The sequence below is a fragment of the Streptomyces sp. NPDC001315 genome (genome assembly GCF_042896175.1).
Lineage (GTDB): Bacteria > Actinomycetota > Actinomycetes > Streptomycetales > Streptomycetaceae > Streptomyces.
Window position 1 is genome coordinate 165,126 of sequence record NZ_JBIAWZ010000001.1, and the last position, 22,399, is coordinate 187,524.

The 22,399-nt window shown below is 70.4% G+C and carries 22 protein-coding genes and 2 pseudogenes; 9 read left to right on the forward strand and 15 right to left on the reverse strand.

What is annotated here, in order from left to right; genetic code table 11:
- Positions 1 to 7: 7 nt before the first annotated feature.
- Genes ACFY16_RS00765 through ACFY16_RS00775 form a run of 3 tightly spaced genes read left to right on the forward strand, consistent with a single transcriptional unit; the run spans position 8 to position 2,153 of the window.
- The gene (locus ACFY16_RS00765; RefSeq protein ID WP_390644914.1) at positions 8 to 775 is read left to right on the forward strand and encodes a metal ABC transporter ATP-binding protein; all 768 of its coding nucleotides are present in this window, start codon (positions 8 to 10) and stop codon (positions 773 to 775) included.
- Positions 775 to 1,677 carry a metal ABC transporter permease gene (locus ACFY16_RS00770; protein WP_390644915.1) on the forward strand — a complete coding sequence of 301 codons (903 nt, stop codon included), beginning with the start codon at positions 775 to 777 and terminating at the stop codon, positions 1,675 to 1,677. The genes ACFY16_RS00765 and ACFY16_RS00770 overlap by 1 nt, the downstream gene beginning before the upstream one ends.
- A gap of 59 nt (positions 1,678 to 1,736) precedes the next feature.
- Positions 1,737 to 2,153 carry a Fur family transcriptional regulator gene (locus ACFY16_RS00775; RefSeq protein WP_390644916.1) on the forward strand — a complete coding sequence of 139 codons (417 nt, stop codon included), beginning with the start codon at positions 1,737 to 1,739 and terminating at the stop codon, positions 2,151 to 2,153.
- Between the two features lie 131 nt (positions 2,154 to 2,284).
- On the opposite strand, the gene ACFY16_RS00780 is transcribed toward ACFY16_RS00775, so the two are convergent.
- Genes ACFY16_RS00780 through ACFY16_RS00790 form a run of 3 tightly spaced genes read right to left on the reverse strand, consistent with a single transcriptional unit; the run spans position 2,285 to position 4,350 of the window.
- Positions 2,285 to 3,124, reverse strand: a complete 840-nt coding sequence (locus tag ACFY16_RS00780; protein WP_390644917.1) for an isoprenyl transferase — start codon at positions 3,122 to 3,124, stop codon at positions 2,285 to 2,287.
- A 31-nt stretch (positions 3,125 to 3,155) separates the two neighbouring features.
- Positions 3,156 to 3,902, reverse strand: a complete 747-nt coding sequence (gene recO / locus ACFY16_RS00785) for a DNA repair protein RecO (protein WP_351140425.1) — start codon at positions 3,900 to 3,902, stop codon at positions 3,156 to 3,158.
- Positions 3,850 to 4,350 carry a DUF1266 domain-containing protein gene (locus ACFY16_RS00790; RefSeq protein ID WP_390646062.1) on the reverse strand — a complete coding sequence of 167 codons (501 nt, stop codon included), beginning with the start codon at positions 4,348 to 4,350 and terminating at the stop codon, positions 3,850 to 3,852. Before ACFY16_RS00790 ends, recO begins: the two co-directional genes overlap by 53 nt.
- On the opposite strand from ACFY16_RS00790, the pseudogene ACFY16_RS00795 reads away from it, so the two are divergent.
- Positions 4,276 to 4,982 (forward strand): annotated as a pseudogene (locus ACFY16_RS00795) (DUF5753 domain-containing protein); the annotation flags it as partial. The gene ACFY16_RS00790 and the pseudogene ACFY16_RS00795 sit on opposite strands and share 75 nt — an antisense overlap.
- Position 4,983: 1 nt before the next feature.
- Entirely contained in the window at positions 4,984 to 5,169 is a 186-nt protein-coding gene (locus ACFY16_RS00800) for a DUF397 domain-containing protein (RefSeq protein WP_390646063.1), read from the forward strand.
- Here ACFY16_RS00800 and ACFY16_RS00805 read toward each other — a convergent pair.
- From ACFY16_RS00805 to ACFY16_RS00830, 6 genes are all read right to left on the reverse strand, one after another.
- Positions 5,155 to 6,066, reverse strand: a complete 912-nt coding sequence (locus ACFY16_RS00805) for a hypothetical protein (protein ID WP_390644918.1) — start codon at positions 6,064 to 6,066, stop codon at positions 5,155 to 5,157. The two genes, ACFY16_RS00800 and ACFY16_RS00805, sit on opposite strands and share 15 nt — an antisense overlap.
- Positions 6,067 to 6,184: 118 nt before the next feature.
- Positions 6,185 to 7,156: an SCO2521 family protein gene (locus tag ACFY16_RS00810; protein WP_390644919.1), complete on the reverse strand. Its 972-nt coding sequence runs from the start codon at positions 7,154 to 7,156 to the stop codon at positions 6,185 to 6,187.
- A 1-nt stretch (position 7,157) separates the two neighbouring features.
- Positions 7,158 to 8,111 carry an SCO2522 family protein gene (locus ACFY16_RS00815; RefSeq protein ID WP_390644920.1) on the reverse strand — a complete coding sequence of 318 codons (954 nt, stop codon included), beginning with the start codon at positions 8,109 to 8,111 and terminating at the stop codon, positions 7,158 to 7,160.
- On the reverse strand, positions 8,108 to 9,025 hold the full coding sequence (locus ACFY16_RS00820) for an SCO2523 family variant P-loop protein (RefSeq protein ID WP_390644921.1): 918 nt from the start codon (positions 9,023 to 9,025) through the stop codon (positions 8,108 to 8,110). The genes ACFY16_RS00815 and ACFY16_RS00820 overlap by 4 nt, the downstream gene beginning before the upstream one ends.
- A 4-nt stretch (positions 9,026 to 9,029) precedes the next feature.
- A complete protein-coding gene (locus ACFY16_RS00825; RefSeq protein ID WP_390644922.1) occupies positions 9,030 to 10,877 on the reverse strand; it encodes an SCO2524 family protein in 1,848 nt (615 codons plus the stop codon).
- A gap of 47 nt (positions 10,878 to 10,924) precedes the next feature.
- On the reverse strand, positions 10,925 to 11,701 hold the full coding sequence (locus tag ACFY16_RS00830; RefSeq protein WP_390644923.1) for an SCO2525 family SAM-dependent methyltransferase: 777 nt from the start codon (positions 11,699 to 11,701) through the stop codon (positions 10,925 to 10,927).
- Between the two features lie 70 nt (positions 11,702 to 11,771).
- Here ACFY16_RS00830 and ACFY16_RS00835 point away from each other — a divergent pair, with 70 nt between their 5' ends.
- Together ACFY16_RS00835 and bla are read left to right on the forward strand one after the other, a co-directional pair.
- A complete protein-coding gene (locus ACFY16_RS00835) occupies positions 11,772 to 12,245 on the forward strand; it encodes a GNAT family N-acetyltransferase (protein WP_390644924.1) in 474 nt (157 codons plus the stop codon).
- Positions 12,246 to 12,526: 281 nt separating this feature from the next.
- Positions 12,527 to 13,297: a class A beta-lactamase gene (gene bla, locus ACFY16_RS00840; RefSeq protein ID WP_390644925.1), complete on the forward strand. Its 771-nt coding sequence runs from the start codon at positions 12,527 to 12,529 to the stop codon at positions 13,295 to 13,297.
- Positions 13,298 to 13,351: 54 nt separating this feature from the next.
- On the opposite strand, the pseudogene ACFY16_RS00845 reads toward bla, so the two are convergent.
- A pseudogene (locus tag ACFY16_RS00845) lies at positions 13,352 to 13,840 on the reverse strand (protein phosphatase).
- 190 nt (positions 13,841 to 14,030) lie between these two features.
- Between ACFY16_RS00845 and ACFY16_RS00850 the strand changes: the two are divergent.
- Positions 14,031 to 15,647 (forward strand): IS200/IS605 family accessory protein TnpB-related protein, encoded by a 1,617-nt coding sequence (locus tag ACFY16_RS00850; protein WP_390644926.1) that lies wholly within the window; start codon positions 14,031 to 14,033, stop codon positions 15,645 to 15,647.
- A 12-nt stretch (positions 15,648 to 15,659) separates the two neighbouring features.
- Positions 15,660 to 16,100 carry a hypothetical protein gene (locus ACFY16_RS00855; protein ID WP_390644927.1) on the forward strand — a complete coding sequence of 147 codons (441 nt, stop codon included), beginning with the start codon at positions 15,660 to 15,662 and terminating at the stop codon, positions 16,098 to 16,100.
- 135 nt (positions 16,101 to 16,235) lie between these two features.
- On the opposite strand, the gene ACFY16_RS00860 is transcribed toward ACFY16_RS00855, so the two are convergent.
- The 5 genes from ACFY16_RS00860 to ACFY16_RS00880 form a co-directional block, all read right to left on the reverse strand.
- Positions 16,236 to 17,417 carry an exo-alpha-sialidase gene (locus tag ACFY16_RS00860; RefSeq protein WP_390644928.1) on the reverse strand — a complete coding sequence of 394 codons (1,182 nt, stop codon included), beginning with the start codon at positions 17,415 to 17,417 and terminating at the stop codon, positions 16,236 to 16,238.
- 49 nt (positions 17,418 to 17,466) lie between these two features.
- Positions 17,467 to 18,129, reverse strand: coding sequence for a response regulator (locus ACFY16_RS00865; RefSeq protein WP_390644929.1), 663 nt, complete (start codon positions 18,127 to 18,129; stop codon positions 17,467 to 17,469).
- Complete coding sequence (locus tag ACFY16_RS00870) at positions 18,126 to 19,391, reverse strand: sensor histidine kinase (protein ID WP_390644930.1); 1,266 nt, start codon at positions 19,389 to 19,391, stop codon at positions 18,126 to 18,128. The genes ACFY16_RS00865 and ACFY16_RS00870 overlap by 4 nt, the downstream gene beginning before the upstream one ends.
- Positions 19,392 to 19,445: 54 nt before the next feature.
- Positions 19,446 to 21,521, reverse strand: a complete 2,076-nt coding sequence (locus ACFY16_RS00875; protein WP_390644931.1) for an MMPL family transporter — start codon at positions 21,519 to 21,521, stop codon at positions 19,446 to 19,448.
- A gap of 174 nt (positions 21,522 to 21,695) precedes the next feature.
- The gene (locus tag ACFY16_RS00880; protein WP_390644932.1) at positions 21,696 to 22,391 is read right to left on the reverse strand and encodes a TerB family tellurite resistance protein; all 696 of its coding nucleotides are present in this window, start codon (positions 22,389 to 22,391) and stop codon (positions 21,696 to 21,698) included.
- Between the last annotated feature and the right edge of the window lie 8 nt (positions 22,392 to 22,399).

Genomic DNA, 22,399 nt, shown 5'->3' on the forward strand with positions numbered 1-22,399 from the left:
CGCAGGCATGAGCGAGCCCGTCATTTCGCTGCGCGGCGTGCGCGCCGAGCTGGGTTCGCGCCCCGTCCTGCGCGGGATCGACCTCACCGTGCACCGGGGGGAGGTCGTCGCGCTGCTCGGCGCGAACGGCTCGGGCAAGTCGACGGCCGTGCGCAGCGTCATCGGCCAGGTGCCGGTCAGCGCCGGCGCGATCGAGCTGTTCGGCACCCCGCGCGGCCGCTTCCGCGACTGGCGGCGGGTCGGCTACGTACCGCAGCGCACCACGGCAGCGGGCGGGGTGCCCGCGACGGTGACCGAGATCGTCGCCTCGGGGCGGCTGTCCCGGGCCCGCTTCGGCATGCTCCGCAAGGCCGACCACGAGGCCGTACGGCGGGCCCTCGAACTGGTCGGCATGGCGGACCGGGCGAAGGACTCGGTCGACGCGCTCTCCGGCGGCCAGCACCAGCGCGTGCTCATCGCCCGCGCGCTCGCCGCCGAACCCGAGCTGCTGATCATGGACGAGCCGATGGCGGGCGTCGACCTGGCCAGCCAGGAGATCCTCGCGGCAACCCTGCGCGAGCAGGTCTCCCAGGGCGCGACCGTGCTGCTGGTCCTGCACGAGCTGGGCCCGCTGGAGCCGCTGATCGACCGCGCTGTCGTCCTGCGTGACGGCTGCGTCCTGCACGACGGCCCGCCCCCGGCCGCGGTGGGCCAACACGCCCTGCCCGGCCACGACCACGTACACCCGCACGCGGCTCACGACGCCGAACCGATCCGGACGGGACTGCTGAGCTGATGGACCTCCTGAACTACGCCTTCATGCAGCGGGCCCTGCTCGCCGCCGTCCTGGTCGGCATCACCGCGCCCGCCGTCGGCATCTACCTCGTGCAGCGCCGCCAGGCCCTGATGGGCGACGGCATCGGCCACGTGGCGATGACGGGCGTCGGCCTCGGCTTCCTGCTGAACACCTCCCCCGTGTGGATGGCGACGACCGTCTCCGTCCTCGGCGCGATCCTGATGGAGCTGATCCGCTGGTACGGCAGGACGCGCGGCGACATCGCCCTCGCGATGCTCTTCTACGGCGGTATGGCCGGGGGCGTCATGTTCATCAACCTCGCGCCGACGGGCTCGAACGCGAACCTCACGTCGTACCTGTTCGGCTCGCTCTCCACCGTGTCCGAGTCCGACGTGACGGCGATCTGCCTGCTCGCCGCCTTCGTCGTCCTGGTCACCCTGGGCCTGCGCCGCCAGCTCTTCGCGGTCAGCCAGGACGAGGAGTTCGCACGGGTGACGGGCCTGCCGGTGCGCGCGCTGAACCTGCTGACGGCGATCACGGCGGCGGTCACGGTGACGGTCGCGATGCGCGTGGTCGGCCTGCTGCTGGTCTCGGCCCTGATGGTGGTGCCGGTGGCCGCCGCCCAGCAGCTCACCCGCAGCTTCGCGGCGACCTTCGCGATCGCCGTCGCCATCGGCGTGACCGTGACGATCGGCGGTACGGTCACCTCGTACTACCAGAACGTGCCGCCCGGCGCGACGATCGTGCTGCTGACCATCGCGGCCTTCGTGGCGCTGACGGCACTGGCCGCTCCGCTGGCCCGGCGCCGCGCCCGGGCGCTCGCCGCAGCGCAGCCCGCCGGGGACCCGGCAGAGTGTGCGATTCCGGCCAACCGGGCCGCCGACGGCAAGGTCGGCGTCTGACCGCTGACAGGCTCGGCTGGCACAATGGCCCGGCAGGCGCAGACGTGAGGAGGCAACCCGTGACGACCGCTGGACCGCCCGTGAAGGGCCGCTCCACCAGGCAGCGTGCCGCCGTGGCGGCGGCGCTCGACGAGGTCGACGAGTTCCGCAGCGCGCAGGACCTGCACGACATGCTCAAGCACAAGGGCGACTCCGTCGGCCTGACCACGGTCTACCGCACGCTCCAGTCCCTCGCCGACGCCGGCGAGGTCGACGTCCTGCGCACCTCCGACGGCGAGTCCGTCTACCGCCGCTGCTCCACGGGGGAGCATCACCACCACCTGGTCTGCCGCGTGTGCGGCAAGGCGGTGGAGGTGGAGGGGCCGGCCGTGGAGAAGTGGGCCGAGGCCATCGCGGCGGAGCACGGCTACGTCAACGTGGCCCACACGGTGGAGATCTTCGGCACGTGCGCGGACTGTGCCGGCGGGGCCTGCTGATCCCTACGCCCGCCCGAAGCACCTCTCCAACTCGTCCAGGTCGTAGAACGTGCTGCCCTTCGACACCGGGCGGCAGCATCGTCGGCGATCTTCGTGAACCTCCGGTGGCCACGAGGTGACCGCCCCGGACCCTACTCGGCGGCCGGGTCGCCCTCCATCGCCAGCAGTTCCTCGTTCGGGATCGCCCCGCCGAAGCGGCGGTCGCGCGACGCGAACTCGATGCAGGCCCGCCACAGGTCACGGCGGTCGAAGTCGGGCCACAGCACGTCCTGGAAGACCATCTCGGCGTACGCGCTCTGCCAGAGCAGGTAGTTGGAGGTGCGCTGCTCGCCGCTGGGGCGAAGGAACAGGTCCACGTCCGGCATGTCCGGGTAGTACAGGTACTTCGCGAGGGTCTTCTCGTTGACCTTCGACGGGTCGAGCCGGCCCGCCTTCACGTCCTCGGCGAGGGCCTGCGCGGCGTCGGCGATCTCCGCACGCCCGCCGTAGTTCATGCAGAAGTACAGCGTGAGCCGGTCGTTGTCCTTGGTCTGCTCCTGGGCGACCTGGAGTTCCTTGGCCACCGACTTCCACAGCTTGGGCATCCGGCCCACCCAGCGCACCCGGATGCCGAGCTCGTCGAGGGTGTCGCGGGTCTTGCGGATGAAGTCGCGGTTGAAGTTCATCAGGAAGCGCACCTCGTCGGGCGAGCGCTTCCAGTTCTCGGTGGAGAAGGCGTACAGGGAGATGCTGCCGACGCCGATCTCGACCGCGCCCTGCAGCACGTCCAGCACGCGCTCGGCGCCGACCTTGTGGCCCTCGGTGCGCGGCAGCCCGCGCTCCTTGGCCCAGCGGCCGTTCCCGTCCATGACGATCGCCACATGCTTCGGGACCAGCTCACCGGGGAGCTTCGGCGGGCGGGCACCGGACGGGTGGGGTTCCGGCGTCCTGTACTCGCGGCGCTGGCGTCCCAGGATCCCGCGTACGACCATGTGCTTCTCGTCTCCTCTTACGGCTTACGGCTTACTTCTCCACGTACCGGAGCGAGCGCAGCCCGCGCTCCAGATGCCAGTGCAGATAGGCGGACACCAGCCCGCTGCCCTCCCGGACGTGCCGCGGCTCGCAGGCGTCCGCGGTCTCCCAGTCTCCCGTAAGCAGCGCGCCGAGCAGTTCGAGGGTCGCCGGCGAGGGTACGACGCTCCCCGGCACCCGGCAGTCCACGCACAGGGACCCTCCGGACGCCACCGAGAAGAACCGGTTCGGCCCGGGCATTCCGCACTTCGCGCAGTCGCCGAAGCTCGGCGCGTAGCCGTTGACGGCGAGGGAACGCAGCAGGAAGGCGTCGAGGACGAGGTGCGGTGCGTGCTCGCCGCGGGCGAGGGTGCGCAGGGCGCCGACGAGCAGCATGTACTGCTGGACAGCGGGTTCGCCCTCGTGGTCGGTGAACCGCTCGGCGGTCTCCAGCATCGCGGTCCCGGCGGTGTACCGGGCGTAGTCGGTGACGATCCCGCCACCGTACGGGGCGATGGTCTCGCTCTGTGTGCACAGCGGCAGTCCCCGCCCGACCAGTTCGCTCCCCCGCGCGAAGAACTGCACGTCCACGTGGGAGAAGGGTTCGAGTCGGGCCCCGAACTTCGACTTCGTCCGCCGCACTCCACGGGCCACCGCCCGTACCCGGCCGTGACCGCGGGTGAGCAGCGTGATGATCCGGTCCGCCTCACCCAGCTTCTGGGTGCGCAGCACGATGCCGTCGTCGCGGAACAGACTCATGGGGCCCATTGTCGCGTATGGCCGGAGTCAGCGTGCGCGGTCGGGGTGACTGATGGTGTCCCAGGGGGCCAGGTTCCAGGGGCTGGCTCGGTTCGCCGGGTCCAGCAGGGCGCAGAGATGCGCGTCGGCGGCGGACTGCGGGGCGGGGAAGGCCGTGTCCCGGGTGCCGCGCAGCCGGCCCTGCCGCCTTCCGCCCCAGCAGGTAGTGATCGGCGTACTCCCCCCAGGAGACGTACGTCCGCACCACCGACGGAACAATGCTCTTCAGCGCGGTCCAGGCCTCGACCTCGGTGACCATCCTGCAGCCGAAGCCGCACCGGGCGACGTCGACGTACAGCGCGGCGTCCCAGGCGAGCGGCGAGACACCGAGGAGCTGCTGGGCCAGTTCGAACAAGCTATTCGGAAACCTCAGCTTGATGTGGCACAGAGGATTGATGAGGTCCTGCAAACCGACGGTATTCTCGAGCGGCTTTGGCGAAAGCTCATCAAGGAGCAGCCGTACACGGAGTACTTCGCGCATGCGGCGGAGCTTGAACTGCTGGCGACGGAGATCTGCGAGTACGCGCCCATGGTGATCCCGGGCCTTCTCCAGACCCCGGAGTACGCGCGAGCGCCCTTTCTGGCGAGCAACCCGCTCGCCACTGACGAGTACATCGAGGAGTTGGTCAGGGGGACGCATGGACCGGACGCAACTACTCAAGGACGCTACACGACCCGTGTATTGGGCGGTCCTACACGAGGCAGCCCTGCGCATCCCGGTCGGCGACAGGGGGGTCATGGCGCGTCAGTTGGACCACATCGCGGGGCTGATGCGGTAGCGCAAGGTAGCTGTTGCAGGTGCTGCTGTTCGCTGCCGGGGCGCACCCGTCCATGGGCAAGATGATGAAGCTCATGGAGTTCGAGGACGCCCCGCCAACCCTCTATACAGAGGGGGTGTTTTCGGGGAATCTGCTGGACGATCCGGCTGTGGTGAAGCGAGTCCAAGCGTCTTACGATCTCCTCAGGGCTACCGCGTTTTCGCGGGAAGCGTCCCTGGCCCTGATCGAATCGGCTGCGGAGGACTACAGACGATGCGCGAGTCCTGACCAACGCCCGCTGGTGCAAGAGCAGCTACAGCAACGGCGAGGGCGGCAGTTGTGTCGAGGTCGCCGACGGAGTCCCCGGCGTTGTCCCTGTTCGAGACAGCAAGGTCCCGCACGGGCCCGTCCTGATGGTCGGTACCGCCGCCTGGGCGGAGTTCGCCCGGTTCGCTTCAGCGTCCGTGTAGTGTCGGCGGGCCTTCCAGGCGGGCGTCCCAGAGCTTGTCGAATCGGGCCTGGCGGCGATTGACGTTCCCCTCACGGGCATCGAGTTTGGCATTGGGGTTGAGCTGCTGCACATCCGTTTTGATCTCGAAGTACAGCTGCCCGTCCAGGATGACGACGTCCAACGTCTCGCCCACCCTGATGTGGGGCGGCAGCTGGGACAGGACCAGGACCCCGGTCTCGATGCCCGCGTTCCTTTGTTCCTCAAGGATTTCGTCAAGGTCGTCCAGTTCCTCCGGGAGCTGCACGATGAACAGGCGCCTGACCTTCACGCCACGCCGAATCGCCTCGCGCTGCACGTCCAGGTACTGCTTCGCGGTTGCGGTTTTCCAGAAGGCCAGGTCGACGAAGCTGCTGGTGGCGTGAATGCTCCGGCGGGCGCACGGTGTGAGAGCGATGAGCAGGTCGTTGTTCTCCCCTTCCAGGTCTGCGGTTCCCGAGGTCAGCGCCGTCATCATCGAGGCCACTCGCGTGATCTCGGCCCGCACGAACTCCTGCATGACGACCTGGCCCTGTGATCCCAGCTGCACGGCGCCCCTGACCAGCCTCGAAACCTCGCCGGACGGTATCCCCGAGTTGTCCAGCCTGCTGAACAGCTCCGTCACCTCGCCGACCCGCCGGAAGCCCCGACCCACGATCTCCGTCACCTCAAGGTGCTGGGCGGTCAGGCTCTCCCTCAGGTCACGCCTGCTCTCCCACTGCCCGGTCTCGACCGAGCGCAGCCGCTGTTCGAAGTCGACCATGTACTGGACGATCAGCGTCGCACCGCCGATGATGACGGCCAGGGCGAGTTGCCACAGTTCCTCCTGGGACAGGGGGATGAGGTTGGTGATCGCATAGGTGCCCGTCCCTACGGTCACCGTGATCAAGATCTTCAGAACGACCCGGGGTATGCGCAGACCGCCCGTTGCCGGACCGGGGGTTCCCGGTTCTCCGTCCATGCCTGCCTCTTCCGCCGGAATCGTTGGGGTTGCCGAGTCAGCGCGGGGAGAGCGCCTCGTACAACAACGGAACTGCCTGAAGCGCCAGTCGATCTCTGATGCGCCGGCTCAGGTTCTCCCACTGCCGGGAGAATCCCGGTTTCTCTTCCAGCACGTCCCACATGTGCCCCAGCACGGGGTCCACGTGTGCTCGCGGCATCCACAGATGCAGTAGATGAACCACGACCGGACGCAGCGCCTCGACCGCGGAAAGTCCGTCCGCCGCACCGATCCGGCCGTTGTCCAACATGTGCTGAACAGCCGTCAGGAGCCAGTCATGCAAGGCAAGATCTTCACATAGTCCCGCCGCGACGGCAGCCGGAACGTCCTCCGGTAGCCCTAGCTCCATGGTCCGCAGTCCGCCCTCGGCCACCGTGAAGTTCGTCAGGGATGCCCGCTCACCCTCGGACTCCCGTCGCGCGACCCAACGCAGCCGTGTGGGGCTGGATTTGAAAGGCACCCTGCGGTCCAGTAGGGCGTGGCGGCGGAGTTGGGCCAGCAGGCCCTCGGCGACCGCCCCGATATCGAGCTCGCCCCTCCCGGGACCGCACAACACGCCCTCTACAGCCGCCTGTTCGGGCAGCTTACCGAAGGGCTCAACCATGCCCGGCCGTACGAGGTACTGACCCCAGGGGCGCCGCACAACGGGGCCGACGGCCGGGAGGCCGAAGTACGCGGTCGACTGCAATAGGCGCCCTTCCGTCAGCGCCGCCCGGGCGACCACCGTACCGACAGCTCGGACCTTCGCACCGTTGGACGTGGGCAGTCGGCAGTCCACCCCGGTCAGCACCTCGGGGGAAAGGGCGTACATGGTGGGCCGTTCGGAGACCCGGACGTGTTCGTCGGCGCGCAGCCTGAGCAGCTGGGCGGCAGCCCGGCCGTCCAGCGCCTGAAGGGACGGCAGCAGACAGGTGCGCACCTCACCACAGACGAGTACCTCACGCGCCGGTTGTCCGGAGACCGTCGTCATCTCAGGGCTCCTCGTAGAAGACATAAGTGGCGCGCTGCGCGACCGCCGTCGGCACCGGCATCCTCTCGGCGGCAGACCGCTCGGAGACCTGCTGGAGCGCCCCCGCATCGACGTCGATCTGGTCGAGGATCAGCCGTACGGCGTCCTCGACGGCAAGGAAGCGGTTCGGCATGAGGGTGCAGGTGCGGTACGCGCTGAAGGCCGCCTTCGTGTCGCTGAGCCTGATCAGCGGCGGCAGCCGGTCCCAGTCGTGCGGGAAGTCCCCGCCCTCCCAGTCCCTCGGCACCAGCACGGGGTCCCCCTGGTGCCGTAGCAGCCCCAGCCGGGCCAGTTGCCACACTGCGGCCAGGAACGGGCAGGACCACAGCCGCCGTCCGTCCTTCTCGGACCACAGCTCTACGTCCATGAAGACCGAGTGGTTACGGGCCGCGGTCTCCTGGGGCGGCTCCCAGCCCTTGACCTCGCCCAGGGCGCTGCGTGCCGTCGTGGGCGTGCGCTGGCCGTTGGCGAGCCAGCCCGTCTGGCTGACGGGCGGGCGGGAACCGTAGCTGCCCGGTGGCGGCGACTCGACGAGGCGGTGCATCACGGACTCGGCGAGCTCGATCCGGTCGGCGACCGCGCAGCCCGACTCACGGGCCAGGTAGTCGATGACAAGGCCGGCCTTCTCGGCCTCCTCCAGCACCAGCGGTACGAGTTCGGCCGGGGTGGAAAAGCGGGTGAAGTAGTCGTCGATCAGGAAGCAGGTGCTGATGCGCAGCCTCTTGCTGCGGCGGGCGGCAGAGGCGCGCACCGCGTCCACCCAGATCCGCACCTCGGCAAAGTGCTCGCCCAGCCGCTTGGGGCCCGCCTCGAAGTCCTCCATGTAGAGGTGGCCCAGCTCCAAGGAGAGGTGGGCCAGCGGCACGGACTGGGTGCGCAGCTCCGCAGTGGTCTCCTGGAACACGGCTTCGGTCACGCCTGCTCCCAGTACTTGTCGTCGGTCAGGCGTCCGGCGAGCTGGCTCAGTGCCGTCCAGGTAGCCTCGTTGGCGATCTGGCTATCGAGCACGTCCTCGTCGGTAATGAGCTGCTCCCGCCACTGCAGGACCGGTTCGAGCGGCACCGAGCCGAGGACCTGGCTGTAGCCGATGCCGTGGGCGGAGGCGAGTTGCTTGAGGTCGCCGTCGGTCTTACGCATCCACGCCGACTGGGTGGGCGAGACCTGCGACCACAGGGGCGACTCGGGATCGGGTACGCCTGCCCGCACGAAGCGTATGGCGCCGCGCAGCGCCTCCTCGTCGTGGCCGCGGTCGACGCCGCCGGGGACGATGCCGCGCTTGCCGAAGACCAGGTTGGCCGCGGCAGCCACGTGCTGGCGGGTCCAGCGGTGGAAGACCAGCCAGCGGGCCGTGACTTCGCTCATCTCGGGCTGTGCGGTGGCCTCCAGGACCATGTCGACGGCGTAAGAGCGGCCGGCGCTGAGGTCGACGATGACCAAGTCGAACTCGTAGTAGAGCGTCGTCAGCAGGTCCACACACCGACGCAGGTTGTCGGCGCTGGTGGGGAACTCGCCGCCGCTGGGGTCGCCTGGCATCAGGATCAGGCGGCCGCAGCCGGGCGGCGGGAAGCGCAACACCTGGTGCTCGGTGTCGGCCCAGACGTCGATCCGGGCCGGTTCGCTGATCTCGCCTATCAGATAGGCGTGCAGTCCGCGGTCCTCGGTGGCCTGCCTGGCGTCGGCCACGTCGAAGACAGCCGCTGCAGTGGGCGACCCGAAGTCGAAATCCAGATAGCAGACGTCGTCCCCGGCCAGCGCGCGGTGGTAGGCGAGGTTAGCGCTGGTGACGGAGCGGCCGGTGCCTCCCTTGTCGGAGGCGGCGAAGATCAGCACGGTGTCACACTCCCCGGTACGCGGCTTCGCGGGCCCGGGCGAGCGAGTCGAGTTGTCCCAGCACGTCGAGCGCCAACGCGTAGGCCGTACCCGGCTGTTCGTCCACGAGGCCGCGGGCACGGCGCAACTTGACCTCGATGTTCCTGAGCTGCATCCCTTGCCGACCGGCGTCCGTGGGCGCGGGTTCCATCTGTTCGTTGCCCAGGAGGTGGGCGGACTCACTGATCAACGCCCTGGCCAGCTCGGTGAGTTCGGGACTACGGATCGGCGGTTGCCGGTACATCTCGTGGGCCTGGACCATCACCTCGGTGACCCGCTCGGTGATGCTCCACGACACCGGCACGCGCCGCTTGCGGATCTCCGCCTCGGGATAGACGGCGTGGATGTTGTCCCACAGACCGGCGCCCTCGCCGTCACGGATGCGGCGTTTCCACATGTGGTCGAAGATGTCCTCGGCGAGTCCGAGCAGCCGCTCGTGCGAGGCGAGGTTGCGCGACAGCGTGCATAACTGGATGGTCCGCTTCAGCAGCTGCGCCGAGAAGTCGCTCATGGACCATTGCAAGGGCGGGCCGAGTTGGTCGCTGCCCTGCAACGGCAGGGTGACACCGGGGTCGTGCAGCCGGATCATGGGGTCGTCAATGGTCATCCGGCTGGTGATGCGGCCGCGTTCGGCGAGCCGCTCCATGACGCTGACGGTGCGGGTCAGGTCGTCGTCGGTGGCACGGCGGCGCATCAGGTCGTGGACGAGGATGGCAGCGACGGAGAGCGACAAGTACTCGGATTCGAGCCGCTGTCCCGTCGTACGCCAGGGGATGTCCTCCAGTGGCCAGCGGTCGGCGCCGAACCGGGCGATGCCCGACCAGAACTGCTGGGTGAGCACCCAGCGCAGTCTTAGCGCCTCGGCAAGCTTCTGCTGTTCGGCGGAGAGCAGGCCGAGGGTGAGGGTGCGCTCGGAGAACAGGTCCTGGATGCCATCGAGGGCGACGACGGTGAAATACAGGTGCGGCACAGAATCAGCGACGCCCGCGGGCTGCGAACCGATGAGTTCGTCGGTCCCGACCTCGGGAGTGTCCCTGACGATGCTCCAGGCCCAACCGCATTCAAAGAACTGGTTCTCGTCCCTAAGCCGTTCCTCGACGTTGGCACTGAGGACTAGATCGTCGACGATCGCAGCGCGAAGCGTCCGGAAGTGACGCTGGAACCTCTCCAGGACCTGCCGCTGCGACGGCCTGTCCTGGCCCAGGAGGCCGATGAGGGTACGGCCCTGGTCGGAGTCTGCCTCGAAGACGTCGACGGTGAAGGAGCGCAGCAGGCTCACCATCGCGGCGGTGAGCCTGCCACTGGTGGCGGCGCGCAGTTCAGCGATCGTCTCGCGGACGTCGGCGCGCCGGGTTCTGGTTTCGTAAACCTTGAGGAAGCCGAGCGTGGCCAGACAAAGGGTGACCGACATGGAGTAGGAGTCGACCACGCCGAGTGCACGCTGCCTGTCTGTGACCTCCGTGGCCTCGCCCTTGGAGCCGAAATAGTGACCCCCGGCGAAAGAGGGGCTCTTGTCGTCACAGGTGTGGGTGCGCATGAAATCGGCCGCGGCGGCGACGATCTTGGCCGGAAGCTCCGGCCGCCCGCCGGCCTTCTTCATCACCTGATAGACGTCCTCCTGCGTGGTATCCGGGTCGTCCAGGCGGAACGCCGGGATCTCCGTGGCCGGATACAGCAGGCAGAGCAGGCGTTCCGCGTCGGCGACACTGCTCTCTCCGCCCCACTCGCCCCAGACCCACTCTCCGTCGTGGAAGGAGTGGCGAGCCATCGCCTGCCAAATGTCCAGCAGATGCTGGCGTGGCTTGATCTGCACTGAGTGCCCCCTCACAGATGCAGTCCCGGTGTCCTGTCGGAGAATCTCTAGTTACCCCCGGCGCGGAATCCGCAAGCCACGATCATGGACATATAGCCGGGCCGCACCGCGTCGGGCTGCCCAACCGTGAACATCCTGAGGCCTTCGGCATAGACCTCGATAGCGGAACGTATCTCCGACTCGCCGACGTCGCATGCGGGGAAGTGCGTGTCCCCGACGAAGTACCCCTCGGAGTGCTCCATGAACGCGGCGGCGAACGGCGCACCTGGCGTGAGCGCCCGCAGAAAACACTCGACGGCCTGCCGGAACTCCTCGTGGCTGGTCGACAGGGATTCCGCGACGAAGAACATGGTCCCGAGCGACCAGTGGTCCCGCCGGCCGCTGAGCGCGAAGAGATCTGCTTTCTCGACCCGTGTGACCTCGGTGAACCTGTCCCTCGGGTCGCCGGCAAGCGCGGCATAGGCCTCGTCCTTGCAGAAAAGGTCCCAGAACGCGTCCCAGGCCCTGTCGTATCCGAGCTGCTGTCCCTCCAGGTAGTCGACATTCGGCCCCGCGCGGTCGAGCAGGGTGATCTCGTCACACCACGGCAACATGGAAAAGGCCGGATAAAGGTTGGCTCCGGCCCCGACGTCGATCCCCCGGACCGAGCGATCCGAGTTGACACGGAAATGATCACCGAAGTGGGCGCGGACGATCGAAATGATCTCCCGGTCCTCCTGGATCACGCTCTTGTAGTTGTGATCGACGTAAGCCAGTGGGTCGAAAGCGTCCCAGGGGGCTTCCGCGTTCAGTTGCGACAGGTTCCCGGGTGATCCCAGATGCATGCCTCACGGTACCAAGATCGGAAAGTGCGATTACTTGAACTCCCGTACCCAAGCGGGCAATTCTGGTCGAATGTCTGATCACGACCCCGACCCGGACGTCCGCTCAACCTGCGAGAAGGATCTGCTGGAGCTCCACCGTCTCGACAACGAGGTCTTCGAGTCCAGCCCGTACCCCTACTTCGTCCTGCGTCAGCACTTCGATGCACACCACGACCAGCTGCTGGTTCTGCCCGAGGGGGAGAGCCTGCAAGGCTACGTCCTATTCGCCACCAGCTCGGATCGGTCCGTGAGTTGGTGCCTGAGCCTGGCCATCGCCCCGGACCGACGCGGCTGCGGGCTGGGCAAGAAGCTGATGCACGAAGCACTGAGGCGGCTGCGCGAGGCCGGCGTCCACGAGGCCCGCCTGGCCGTAGAACCGACGAACACCGCGGCCATCACGCTGTATCGGTCTTTGGGGTTCTCGTCCGAAGATTCCGAAGAGTTCGCGCGCAAGGACTACTTCGGACCCGGCGAGCACCGGCTCATCATGTCGCTGAAGTTGTGAGCGGTGATTGGTCCCCTTCGTCTTCTCCATGTCCTCACTGTGGCGCCCGCGCCCACGCCCCGCCGTCCACCGATGGTCTACGGCCTCGCAACCAAGGAATGACATCAGGCGTCGATCACTGGAGAGACGATCAGAGATCAACGACCCGGCGTCGAGCGAAGGAGAACAAGATCTTAGGCCGACGCACCCTGATCACGGCAGGCACCGTCACCGCCGCCGCGCTCCTCACGAGCGCACCCGCACACGCCGCCGACAAGCAAGTCACCGCCCGCCTCTGTGAATTGGAGCGGCAACACGGCGCCCGCCTCGGCGTGTTCGCGCACAACGTCCGTACGAAGCAGACCGTGGCCCACCGAGCCGACGAACGCTTTCCCATCTGCTCGGTCTTCAAGACCCTGGCCGCGGCGGCCGTCCTGCGCGATCTGGACCGGGACGGCGAGGTCCTGGCCCGCCGTGTCCACTACACGCGCGACGACCTGGTCGACGGCGCACCCATCACCGGGACGGACGAGCACCTGGCCGAGGGCATGACGATCGCCGAACTCTGCGACGCGGCCATCCGCTACAGCGACAACTCGGCAGGCAACTTCCTCCTGCGCGCGCTGGGCGGCCCCACCGCGATCACCCGCCTCGCCCGCTCGCTCGGCGACCAGGTGACCCGCCTCGACCGCTGGGAGACGGAGCTGAACTCGGCCGAACCGTGGCGGCGTACGGACACGACGAGCCCGTACGCGATCGGGCGCACGTACGGCCGTCTCGTCCTCGGCGGCGCCCTGTCCCGCCCGGACCGCGAGATCCTGACGGACTGGCTGCTGCGTAACACGACCAGCGTCAACCGTTTCCGCTTCGCGCTGCCGAAGACATGGACGATCGCCGACAAGACGGGCGCGGGCGGCGTGTACGGCACGAACCACGACGTGGGCGTGGCCTGGACGGACGACGGCACCCCGCTGGTCCTGGCGGTCCTGACGACGAAGCCGGACCGTGACGCCGCCGCCGACCACGACCTGGTGGTGGCGACGGCCACGCTCCTCGCGGAGGTCCTCGGTTAGGACCTGCACCTCGGGGACCCGGTGGCCGCGGTGACGCTGCCGGTCCGCCTGAAGCTACGCTTCCGCGGCCACCGCCCCCGAGCCACCCGGGCCCGAGCCCTGGCCCGGGTCCCCGAACCGCCGTACGTAGCGCCTTTGCCAGGGCGTCTCGACCGCGTGCCGGTCGCAGTTCCGGCGGACGAACTTCACCGCCTCGTCCGCCGGGACCCCGTCCGCACCGTCACACAGGCCAGCGCCGTCCCGGTGCGCCCGTGTCCGCCGCCGCAGGCGATCTCCACCCGCTCGGCCGCCGCCCGCCGCCACGCCTCCGCGAGCGCCGAGCGGGCCGCCTCGCTGTCCGAGGGGAGCCGGAAGTCCGGCCAGCGGATCCAGCCGGACTCCCAGGGGACTCCGGCGGCCGCCGGCCGTGGAGGTAGACGCCGTGCGAGGGGGCGGCGGGGGCCGCCGGGTCGAGGGGCGGCGCAGGGCCCGGCCGCGGATCAGGCGTCCGGACGGCAACCGCAGCACACCGGGGTGCAGAACTGTTGCCGCTTGACCGTGCAGGAGCGCGTTTTCGCGAGCATGAGTGAGCGCTGGTGCCGCGGTGGGCAGAGGGATGGGTTTCCGGTCGGGTGGGAACGGGAGTGTGTCCGTCGAATGCGTGACCTTTGCGGGCGGGGTTCGTTGAGCGGGACGACAGGATGTGTCAGCGCGCTACTGGGGTGGGGTGACGGGAGTGGGTGGACTGCGGGAGGTGGCCTCGCCGTTTGTCGTGCCCGGCCCGGCGGGTGTGGCGATCCGGGGCCGGTTGCGGGTGTCGCAGGCGGATGCGGCGGTGCTGGCCGAGGTGGGGGTGTTCCTCGGCTCGCTGGCCGCGGGTGACCTCGCGGTGCGTTCCCGGCACGGGTTGGAGCACGGCAGTGACACCTGGGCGGTGCGCAAGCGGGAGCTGACCGGGCTCTGTTCGGCCAGGTGGGCGGGCAGTATCACCAAGGCCACGCACGACCAGTGGGCGCTGGCCCGGCGGGGGCAGGCGGCGGAGATGGCGTGGCTGCGGGGGCAGATCGCGCGAATCGAGGCGCGGCTGGCGCGTCCGCTGGGGGCGAAGGCGGACCGGCGGGCGGGGCTGGCGCGGGGGTACGGGTCGCGGTCGGAGTGGCATGCCAAGTCCCGCCGCCTGCACGCCCTGCGGGCCCGGCTGGCCGGGGTGGAGGCGGACTGGGCGGCCGGCCGGGTGCGCGTGGTGCGCGGCGGGAAGAAACTCGCGCACCAGCGCCACCACCTGGATGCGGCCGGGCTGAGCCGGGATGCCTGGCGGGAGCGGTGGCGGGCGGCGCGGATGTTCCTGGCCGCGGACGGGGAGTCCGGCAAACGCTTCGGCAACGAAACCCTGCGCGTCACCGACACCGGACAGCTCTCCCTCAAACTCCCCGCCGCGCTGGCCCATCTGGCCAACGCCCCGCACGGCCGGTACCTCCTGGACGCGACCGTGCAGTTCACGCACCGGGGTGCGGAGTGGCTGGACCGGATCACCAACAATCGGGCGGTGGCCTACCGCATCCACCACGACGTGACACGGGGCCGCTGGTACGTGACCGCCTCCTGGCACCGCACCCCCGCCCCGGTCCTGCCACTGGAAGCGGCTCTCGCCCGGGGCGTGGTCGCCGTCGACATGAACGACGACCACCTCGCCGCCTGGCGCCTCGATAAGCACGGCAACCCGGTCGGCGAGCCCCGCCGCTACTTCTACGACCTGACCGGCTCCACCCAGCACCGGGACGCGCAGATCCGGCACGCCCTCACCAGGCTGCTGCACCACACCCGCGCCACCGGCGCGGCGGCGATCGCGATCGAGGACCTGGACTTCACCGACGGCCGGTGCCGGGAGAAGCACGGCCGCAACAAACGCTTCCGCCGCCTCATCTCCCGCTTCCCCACCGCCAAGCTGAGGGCGCGACTGGTGGCGATGGCCGCCGAACAGGACATCGCCATCGTGGCGGTCGACCCGGCCTACACCTCCCGGTGGGGCGCCCAGCACTGGCAGAAGCCCCTGACGAGCAGCAACCGACAGGTTTCCCGGCACGATGCAGCGTGCATCGCGATCGGGCGACGCGCCCTCGGACACCCGATCCGGCGACGGACGACACCGCCCCCACACGACCGGAGCGATCGTGCGGGGCATCGGACCGCCCAGGCCCGACCGGAAACCCGAGAGCGCGAGGAACCCCGCCCCCGCATCCCCGGACCACGCACCAGATGCGTGCCGCCCGGACGCGGAGCGAACGCGGGCGACCAGCGTGCCCAACACCGTTCGGAGCACGCGACTGAGCAGCGGTCCTGGATGCAGGACGCACTCCCGCTCAGTCTGTAGGAACGGTGCTTGATGCAGGCCGATAAAGAGGCCCACGTCGCGGTCAAGAAGGACGCGACCCCGCAGCAGGTCCGGCTGATCTGCAACGTCAAGGACGGCAAGGCTAGCGACCTCAACACCAGCGTGGGCAATGACGCGCCGGCGGACGCGGGCGCCGTGTACGCCGACATCAACAGCGGCAAGCTGTACCAGCAGTCGTTCCTCGACCGCGGCAACTGGAAGCTGCCGTTCCGCTGGGGCATCATCGGCACGGTCGACCCCTCGGTGACCAAGGTGACCGTCTCCTACGGCGGCAGCACCGGCGAGACCGCCCTGGACCACGGCTGGTTCGTCGCCTACGGCACCCTGAACCAGCAGGTCACGAAGGCTCCGCACATCAAGGGCTACGACGCCGCCGGCAAGCTCGTGTACGACTCCGACCAGGACAAGTACTACCAGAAGACCTTGCCCTGACCGCGGCCGCACGATCTGACCACGGCCGCACAGTCCAATCACCGTCGTACGGCCTGCCCGCCCGCGCCTCGATCCCTCGGAAGTGGACGGTCATCACGCGCTGCGCGCCCTCGACATCGCGGGCGCGCGGTGCGGTCAGCCGATCCCCACCCGCCGGAACTCGATCCTCTCGTACGCCCCCGCCACCCCCGTCTCGTACAGCACCCCGACGGTGCCCCGCCCCACCTGCACCAGATCCGAATACGCCGCCCGCCGCGCCGACAACGTCACCACCTTCTCGAAGCTCACCCCGCCGTCCACGCTCCGCCAGATCGCCATGGCCCGCCGGGCGGTCGGCACGGACGGGCCGGAGAACAGCAACGGCGCTCCGGGTCCGAGAAGTTGGAGGACGCTTCCCTCGACCACCGGCACCTCGTTCAGCGTGGGCTGCACGGCGTAGGGCCGGGACAGGGTCTTGGCACCGTCACTGGAGTAGCTGTCGAGGCGGTTGCCTGCGCTCGTGCCGCTCTGGTCCCGGGAGCTGAAGTACAGCCGCCCGTCGGGGAGTTGTGCCGCGCTGGACTCGTTGGAGTTGTTCACGCCGTCGTAGGAGTCGTCCACGAAACCGAGCCGCCAGCTGCGGCCACCGTCGTCGCTGTACAGCGCGTGGGCCCCGTAGTACCTGGCCTCCCGCCCCGTGTCGGCCGACCCTGCGGGCGGGGTGGCGGAGTGGTTGGCGGGGACGACCAGCCGGCCCGCGTGCGGCCCCCGGGTGAGGGCCACCGCATGGCCGGGCCCGGTCGCGTACCAGCGCCAGCCGGCCGGCTTCACCTCGGCCGTGATGTCTCGCGGAGGTGTGAAGTGCCGCCCGTCGTCCCCACTGCGCTGCACGAACACCCGTCGGCCCTGCTCCGGGGTGACCTCCCCACGCATGATCTGCGCCTCGGTCACGGCACCGCTGTTGTAGGAGGTGAGCAGCACGACCGCGCCGGTGCGCGGATCGACCACCGGTGCCGGGTTCCCCCGCGTGTCCCCGTCCCCGGCGGCGACGACGGTCATCGGCCCCCAGGTGCAGCCGCCGTCGGCCGAGCGGCGCAGGACGACATCGATGTCGCCGGTGTCGCCGGCGCCGCTGCGTCTGCCCTCGGCCAAGGCGAGGACCGTACCCCGGCGCGTGGTGACCGTGGCGGGGATGCGGTACGTGTCGTAGCCGCCCTCGCCCGAGACGTACGGCACGGAGGAGGTGCAGCCGGGCGTTGCCGAGGCGGCCCGGGTCGTGACGGTGAACGGGGTGAGAAGCACGGCGGTGGCCAGGAGTGTGCGGCTCAGGGAAATCATGGCTCTCCCTTACGGATGTGTCGTCCCGCACGGGACGCCGACCTGTCCGTCACATGGTCCCCGGTGTGACCATCCCCGACTCGTACGCCACGACGACCAACTGCGCCCGGTCCCGCGCCCCCAGTTTCCCCATGATCCGGCTGACGTGGGTCTTCGCGGTGAGCGGGCTCAGCCCCAGCGCCTCGGCGACCTCGGTGTTGTTGAGCCCGCGCCCGACGAGGGTGAGCACCTCCCGTTCACGGTCGGAGAGGCACTCCGGTCCGCCCGCCACCGGCGCCACCGGACTGCGCAGGAACCGTGCGATCAGCCGGGCGGTCGGCCCCGGCGAGAGCAGCGCCTCCCCGGCGGCCACCGTGCGGACGGCGTCGAGGAGTTCGGCCGGGCGGGTGTCCTTCACCAGGAAGCCGGAGGCACCGGCGCGCAGCGCCTCGACGATGTTCTCGTCCGTGTCGTACGTGGTGAGGACCAGGACCCTCACACCCGCCAGGTCCTCGTCCGCCGCGATCAGCCGGGTCGCCTCGATGCCGTCCAGGTCGGGCATGCGGATGTCCATCACGACCACGTCGGCACGCCGGGTACGGGCCAGCTCGACGGCCTCCCGCCCCGTGCCCGCCTGCCCGACGACCTCCATGTCCCGTGCCGACTCGACGAGCATCGCGAACGCGGCCCGTACCAGGGTCTGGTCGTCGGCGAGCAGCACGCGGATCGTCATTCGGTTCCTCCCAGCGGCAGCAGCGCCGTCACCTCGAAGCCCCCGTCGGCGCCGGGTCCGGCCGTCACCGTTCCGCCCACGCTGCGGGCTCGTTCCCGCATCCCGACGAGCCCGAAGCCGGGTGCGCGCGTGGCTGCGCCCGCCTCGCCGTGGTCGACGTCCACCCGGCGGTCGCCCTCACCGACGCGGGCGCCCGCCCCGTCGTCGGTGACGTGCACCCGGAGGGCGCCCTCACCGTCGTACACGCTCACCCGCACGGTGAGGTCGTCCCGGCCGCCGTGGCGCACGGCGTTGGTCAGCGCCTCCTGCACGATCCGGTAGGCGGCGGCCCCGACGGCGGGCGGCGCCTCGTGGGCCGTCAGGGACAGTTCGACCTTCGCCCCCGCGAGCCGGGCGACCTCCGCGAGGTCGGGCAGGCCGTGCAGGCCGGGCAGCGGCCCGCGGGCGTCCGGCGAGTCGTGTTCGCGGAGCACTTCCAGGGTCGTACGCAGCTCACCGCGTGCCGTCCGGCAGGTCTCGGCGATGTCGTCGAGGGCCTGGGCGACGGCGGTGCGATCGAGGCGGTCCGGGTCGGCGGCGAGGACGTGCGCGGCCACCGACGTCTGGACGCCGATCAGGGTGATGCTGTGCGCGAGCAGGTCGTGCAGGTCGCGCGCGATGCGCAGCCGCTCCTCCGCGACGCGGCGGCGGGCCTCCTCCTCGCGGGTGCGTTCGGCGCGTTCGGCGCGTTCGACGATCCCCGCGACGTACTGGCGGTAGTAGCGGACGTCGACGCCGAAGAAAAGCATCGCGATCACCCAGCCGGAGATCCGCAGCAGTTCGACGGCCTGGTGGGTGTTGACCGTGAGCATCACGCTGACGGAGATGGTGAGGACGGTCATGCCCGTCAGCACGGTGCGCAGTGGGCGGCCGGTGACGGCGAGGGTGTAGAGCGCGATGTACGAGGCCGGGGTCGGGGCCGCGTGGTTGTTGTCGAGGGCGTGGTAGGGCACAACGAGGGCCACGACCAGGGCCAGGACGAGCAGCGGGCGGCGCCGCCGCCACACCAGGGGCACGGGGACGGCGAGCAGCAGGATCCAGCCGAGCGCGTCGGGGCGGCGCCCGTGGTCGGTGCACAGCGCGATCACCACGCCGAGCACGGCGACCGCCGCCGCCAGCCACGCGTCGTTGCGGGTGGCGTGCGGGGCGGTCCGGGGGTCGCGGTTGATCGCCGCCATGATCCGCTCGCTGCGGCGGGCCGGCGCCGAGGTGGTTGCCTGCACGGGTTCATCTTCCGGTAGGAGGGCGCCCCTCCGGCAGGGAGGGGCGCCCGACGGTCACACGGGCTCCGGTTGCCGCTCCGGCCGTGCCGGATCGGGCGTCCGCGACAGCCGGCCCGGCCACCACACCTTCCGCCCCAGCGCCACGCTCGCGCTGGTCACCAGGTAGGTCCGGACGAGGAACGTGTCCAGCAGCACGCCGACCGCGATCACGAAGCCCAGCTCGACGAGTTGCACGAGTCCCATGTTGGTGAGCACGGCGAAGGTCGCGGCGAGGACCAGGCCCGCCGAGGCGATGACCCCGCCCGTCGTGCGCAGCGCGGTCAGCGCGGCGGCGACCGGCTCCGCGCCCCGCGTCGACTCCTCCCGCATCCGGTGCATGAGGAAGATCCCGTAGTCGACGCCGAGGGCGACCAGGAACACGAAGGACAGCAGCCCGAGCCCCGGATCCGTGCCCTCGAAGCCGAACACCGGCCCGAACACCAGCCCGCCGAGGCCGAGCGCCGCGCCCCACACCGCGACCACGGCGGCGACGAGCATCAGCGGCGCGACGAGCGACCGCAGCAGGACGACGAGGATCAGCAGGACGGAGACGAGGACGATCGGCACGACGATGAGCCGGTCGCGGGCGTTGGTGTCCGCCAGGTCGATCTGCTGGGCGCTGGGTCCGCCGACGTAGGAGTCGTCGAGGTCGTGCCGCAGTCGCTCGATGGTGGCGGTCTCGCCCGCCGACTGGGGCGGCGCCGCGGCGGTCACGGAGATCTCGGTCCAGCCGCCTCCGGTACGCCCCTGCTGCGCGCCCGCGACGCCCTGTGTGCCGCGGATCGCCGCGAGGGTGGCGTCGGCCCGGTCGGCCGGGGTGAGCACGTCTATGGGCTGGGCGGACCGTTCGGGGTAGGCCTCGGCGAGGGTCTCCATGGCGGCGACCGACTCGGGCCGGTCGACGAAGGAGTCCTGCTGTTTGACCGCGCCGGGCAGGTTCAGCGCGCCCAGCGCGAGCGCGCCGAGCAACACGGCTCCGCCGGCCAGCACGGTCAGCGGGCGCCGTCCCGCCGAGGTGCCCATCGCGGCGAACAGCGACCTGCGCACCTTGGGCGTGCTGCCGTAGGCGGGCACGAGCGGCCAGAAAACCCGGCGGCCCAGCAGGACGAGGAGCGCGGGCAGCAGCGTCAGCATCGCGACGAGCGCGCACAGCACCCCGACGGTGCCCAGCGGGCCCATCGCCCGGCTGGAGTTGAGGTCGGCGGCGAGCAGGCACAGCAGTCCGACGGCGACGGTCCCCGAGGAGGCGAGCACGGCGGGCCCGCAGCCGCGCAGCGCGGCCCGCATGGCGTCGTACGGCCGCTCCACGCGCCGCAGCTCCTCCCGGTAGCGGGAGACGAGCAGCAGGGCGTAATCGGTGCCGGCGCCGAAGACGAGGATGGTCATGATGCCCGAGCTCTGCCCCGACACCGAGGTTCCGAAGGCCTGGTTCAGGCCGTAGGCGACGCCCATGGAGAGGTAATCGGCGATGCCGGCCACGACGAGCGGCACCAGCCACAGCACCGGGCTGCGGTAGATGAGGATCAGCAGGACGGCGACGACGCCGACGGTGGTGTAGAGCAGCGGTCCGCCGAGCGATTGGTAGACCTTGCCCGCGTCGGTGGCCAGGGCGCCCGACCCGCCCACCTCGACCGTCAGCCCGCCCTCGCTGTGGGCGACGTGGCGTACGTCCTCGACGAAGGCGTCCCGCTTGTCCTCGTCGGTGCCGGGCTCGTTGGTGGCGACCGGGTACATCAGGGACGTCCCGTCCTTCGACGGGATCCCCTGCGGGGTCCCCGTCAGCGCGTGCCGCCCGGCGACCTCGGCGACCTGCCCCTGCGCGGCGGCCCGGTCGGCCGCGGTGAGCCCGCCGGCGCGGTGGTAGACCAGCACCAGCTCGGTGCTCTCGCCGCCCGGCAACCGGTCCTGGAGCTTGGCGGCCTGCGTCGAGTCGGCGCTCGCGGGCAGATAGTCGGTGACCCTGTCGTGCTGCACGTCGGCGAGCTTCGCCGCGAACGGCCCCGCGACCGCCAGCACCCCGACCCACAACGCGAGCACCAGCCAGGGCACGGCTCGTCGCCGCGTCCGCGTACTTGTGTCTCCGGCCCCCATGGAACGGGCCCTCCCTCCGGCACGGCTGTCTGGTTACGGGTTCCAGACTTCCGGCGCGGGAGGCGGGAATCGTCGCGCGCGAGGGCGAGTTCGGGCGTACTGCGTGGGGTGACGGCGCGGGCGCGTTACTCCCCGGGGAGTAACGGCACAGAGCGGTCCTCGTTCCCCGGCCCGCTACGACGGCGTACGCGCCGCCGCCAGCAACCGGCCCACGTCGTCCGCGCAGATCGCCAGCGCCGCCCCCACCGTCGCGAGGACGTCCCGCTCGGCGGGGGTGTAGGGGCCGTCGGCGAGGGCGATTCCGGCGCCCTGGAGGAGGATCGACTCGCGGCCGGCCGGGGCGAGGTGGGGGGTGAGCGGGTCCAGGGCCTCGTGGAGCTCTATGGCGAGGCCGGCGCCGCAGGGCGGGCCGAGGACGCGGCCGGTGTCCTCCGCGAGGGCCTCGACGAGGGCGCCGAGTTGGTCCTCCGTGCAGTCCTCGAAGCCGGCCGCGCGGACCGTGACCGCGGCGGCCTCCAGGGACGTACGGGCGCAGCTGCCGCCGGCGGCCAGGACGGCGAGGGCGACGGTGTGGACGGCGTCGCGGAGCATGGCGGAGAAGCGGGTGGTGGTGGGGTGGTCGAGGACGTCGGCGCCGAAGTGGCGGCGGCAGGCCGCGCACTCGACGACCGGGCCGGTCTCGCCGCGCGGCAGCACGGGCACGCCCAGGAAGGTGAAGCGCCGACGGCCGGTCAGGCGCTGGTAGTTGCGGTCGCCCCCGCAGCCGGGGCAGAAGAACTCGCCGTCGCCGACCGGCGTCCAGGCGGTACGTGTGCCCAGGATGCGCGCAAGCCTGGCGGCACGGCCGTCTCGTCCCCGTACTGGCAGCACGTCGCACC

Bases quoted from the DNA above. Each gene is read 5' to 3' on its own strand.
- ACFY16_RS00765 (WP_390644914.1), top strand. From the start codon at position 8: ATGAGCGAGCCCGTCATTTCGCTGCGCGGCGTGCGCGCCGAGCTGGGT.
- ACFY16_RS00770 (WP_390644915.1), top strand. From the start codon at position 775: ATGGACCTCCTGAACTACGCCTTCATGCAGCGGGCCCTGCTCGCCGCC.
- ACFY16_RS00780 (WP_390644917.1), bottom strand. From the start codon at position 3,124: ATGGTCGTACGCGGGATCCTGGGACGCCAGCGCCGCGAGTACAGGACG.
- recO (WP_351140425.1), bottom strand. From the start codon at position 3,902: ATGAGTCTGTTCCGCGACGACGGCATCGTGCTGCGCACCCAGAAGCTG.
- ACFY16_RS00810 (WP_390644919.1), bottom strand. From the start codon at position 7,156: ATGACGACGGTCTCCGGACAACCGGCGCGTGAGGTACTCGTCTGTGGT.
- ACFY16_RS00830 (WP_390644923.1), bottom strand. From the start codon at position 11,701: ATGCATCTGGGATCACCCGGGAACCTGTCGCAACTGAACGCGGAAGCC.
- ACFY16_RS00835 (WP_390644924.1), top strand. From the start codon at position 11,772: ATGTCTGATCACGACCCCGACCCGGACGTCCGCTCAACCTGCGAGAAG.
- ACFY16_RS00855 (WP_390644927.1), top strand. From the start codon at position 15,660: ATGCAGGCCGATAAAGAGGCCCACGTCGCGGTCAAGAAGGACGCGACC.
- ACFY16_RS00860 (WP_390644928.1), bottom strand. From the start codon at position 17,417: ATGATTTCCCTGAGCCGCACACTCCTGGCCACCGCCGTGCTTCTCACC.
- ACFY16_RS00865 (WP_390644929.1), bottom strand. From the start codon at position 18,129: ATGACGATCCGCGTGCTGCTCGCCGACGACCAGACCCTGGTACGGGCC.
- ACFY16_RS00875 (WP_390644931.1), bottom strand. From the start codon at position 21,521: ATGGGGGCCGGAGACACAAGTACGCGGACGCGGCGACGAGCCGTGCCC.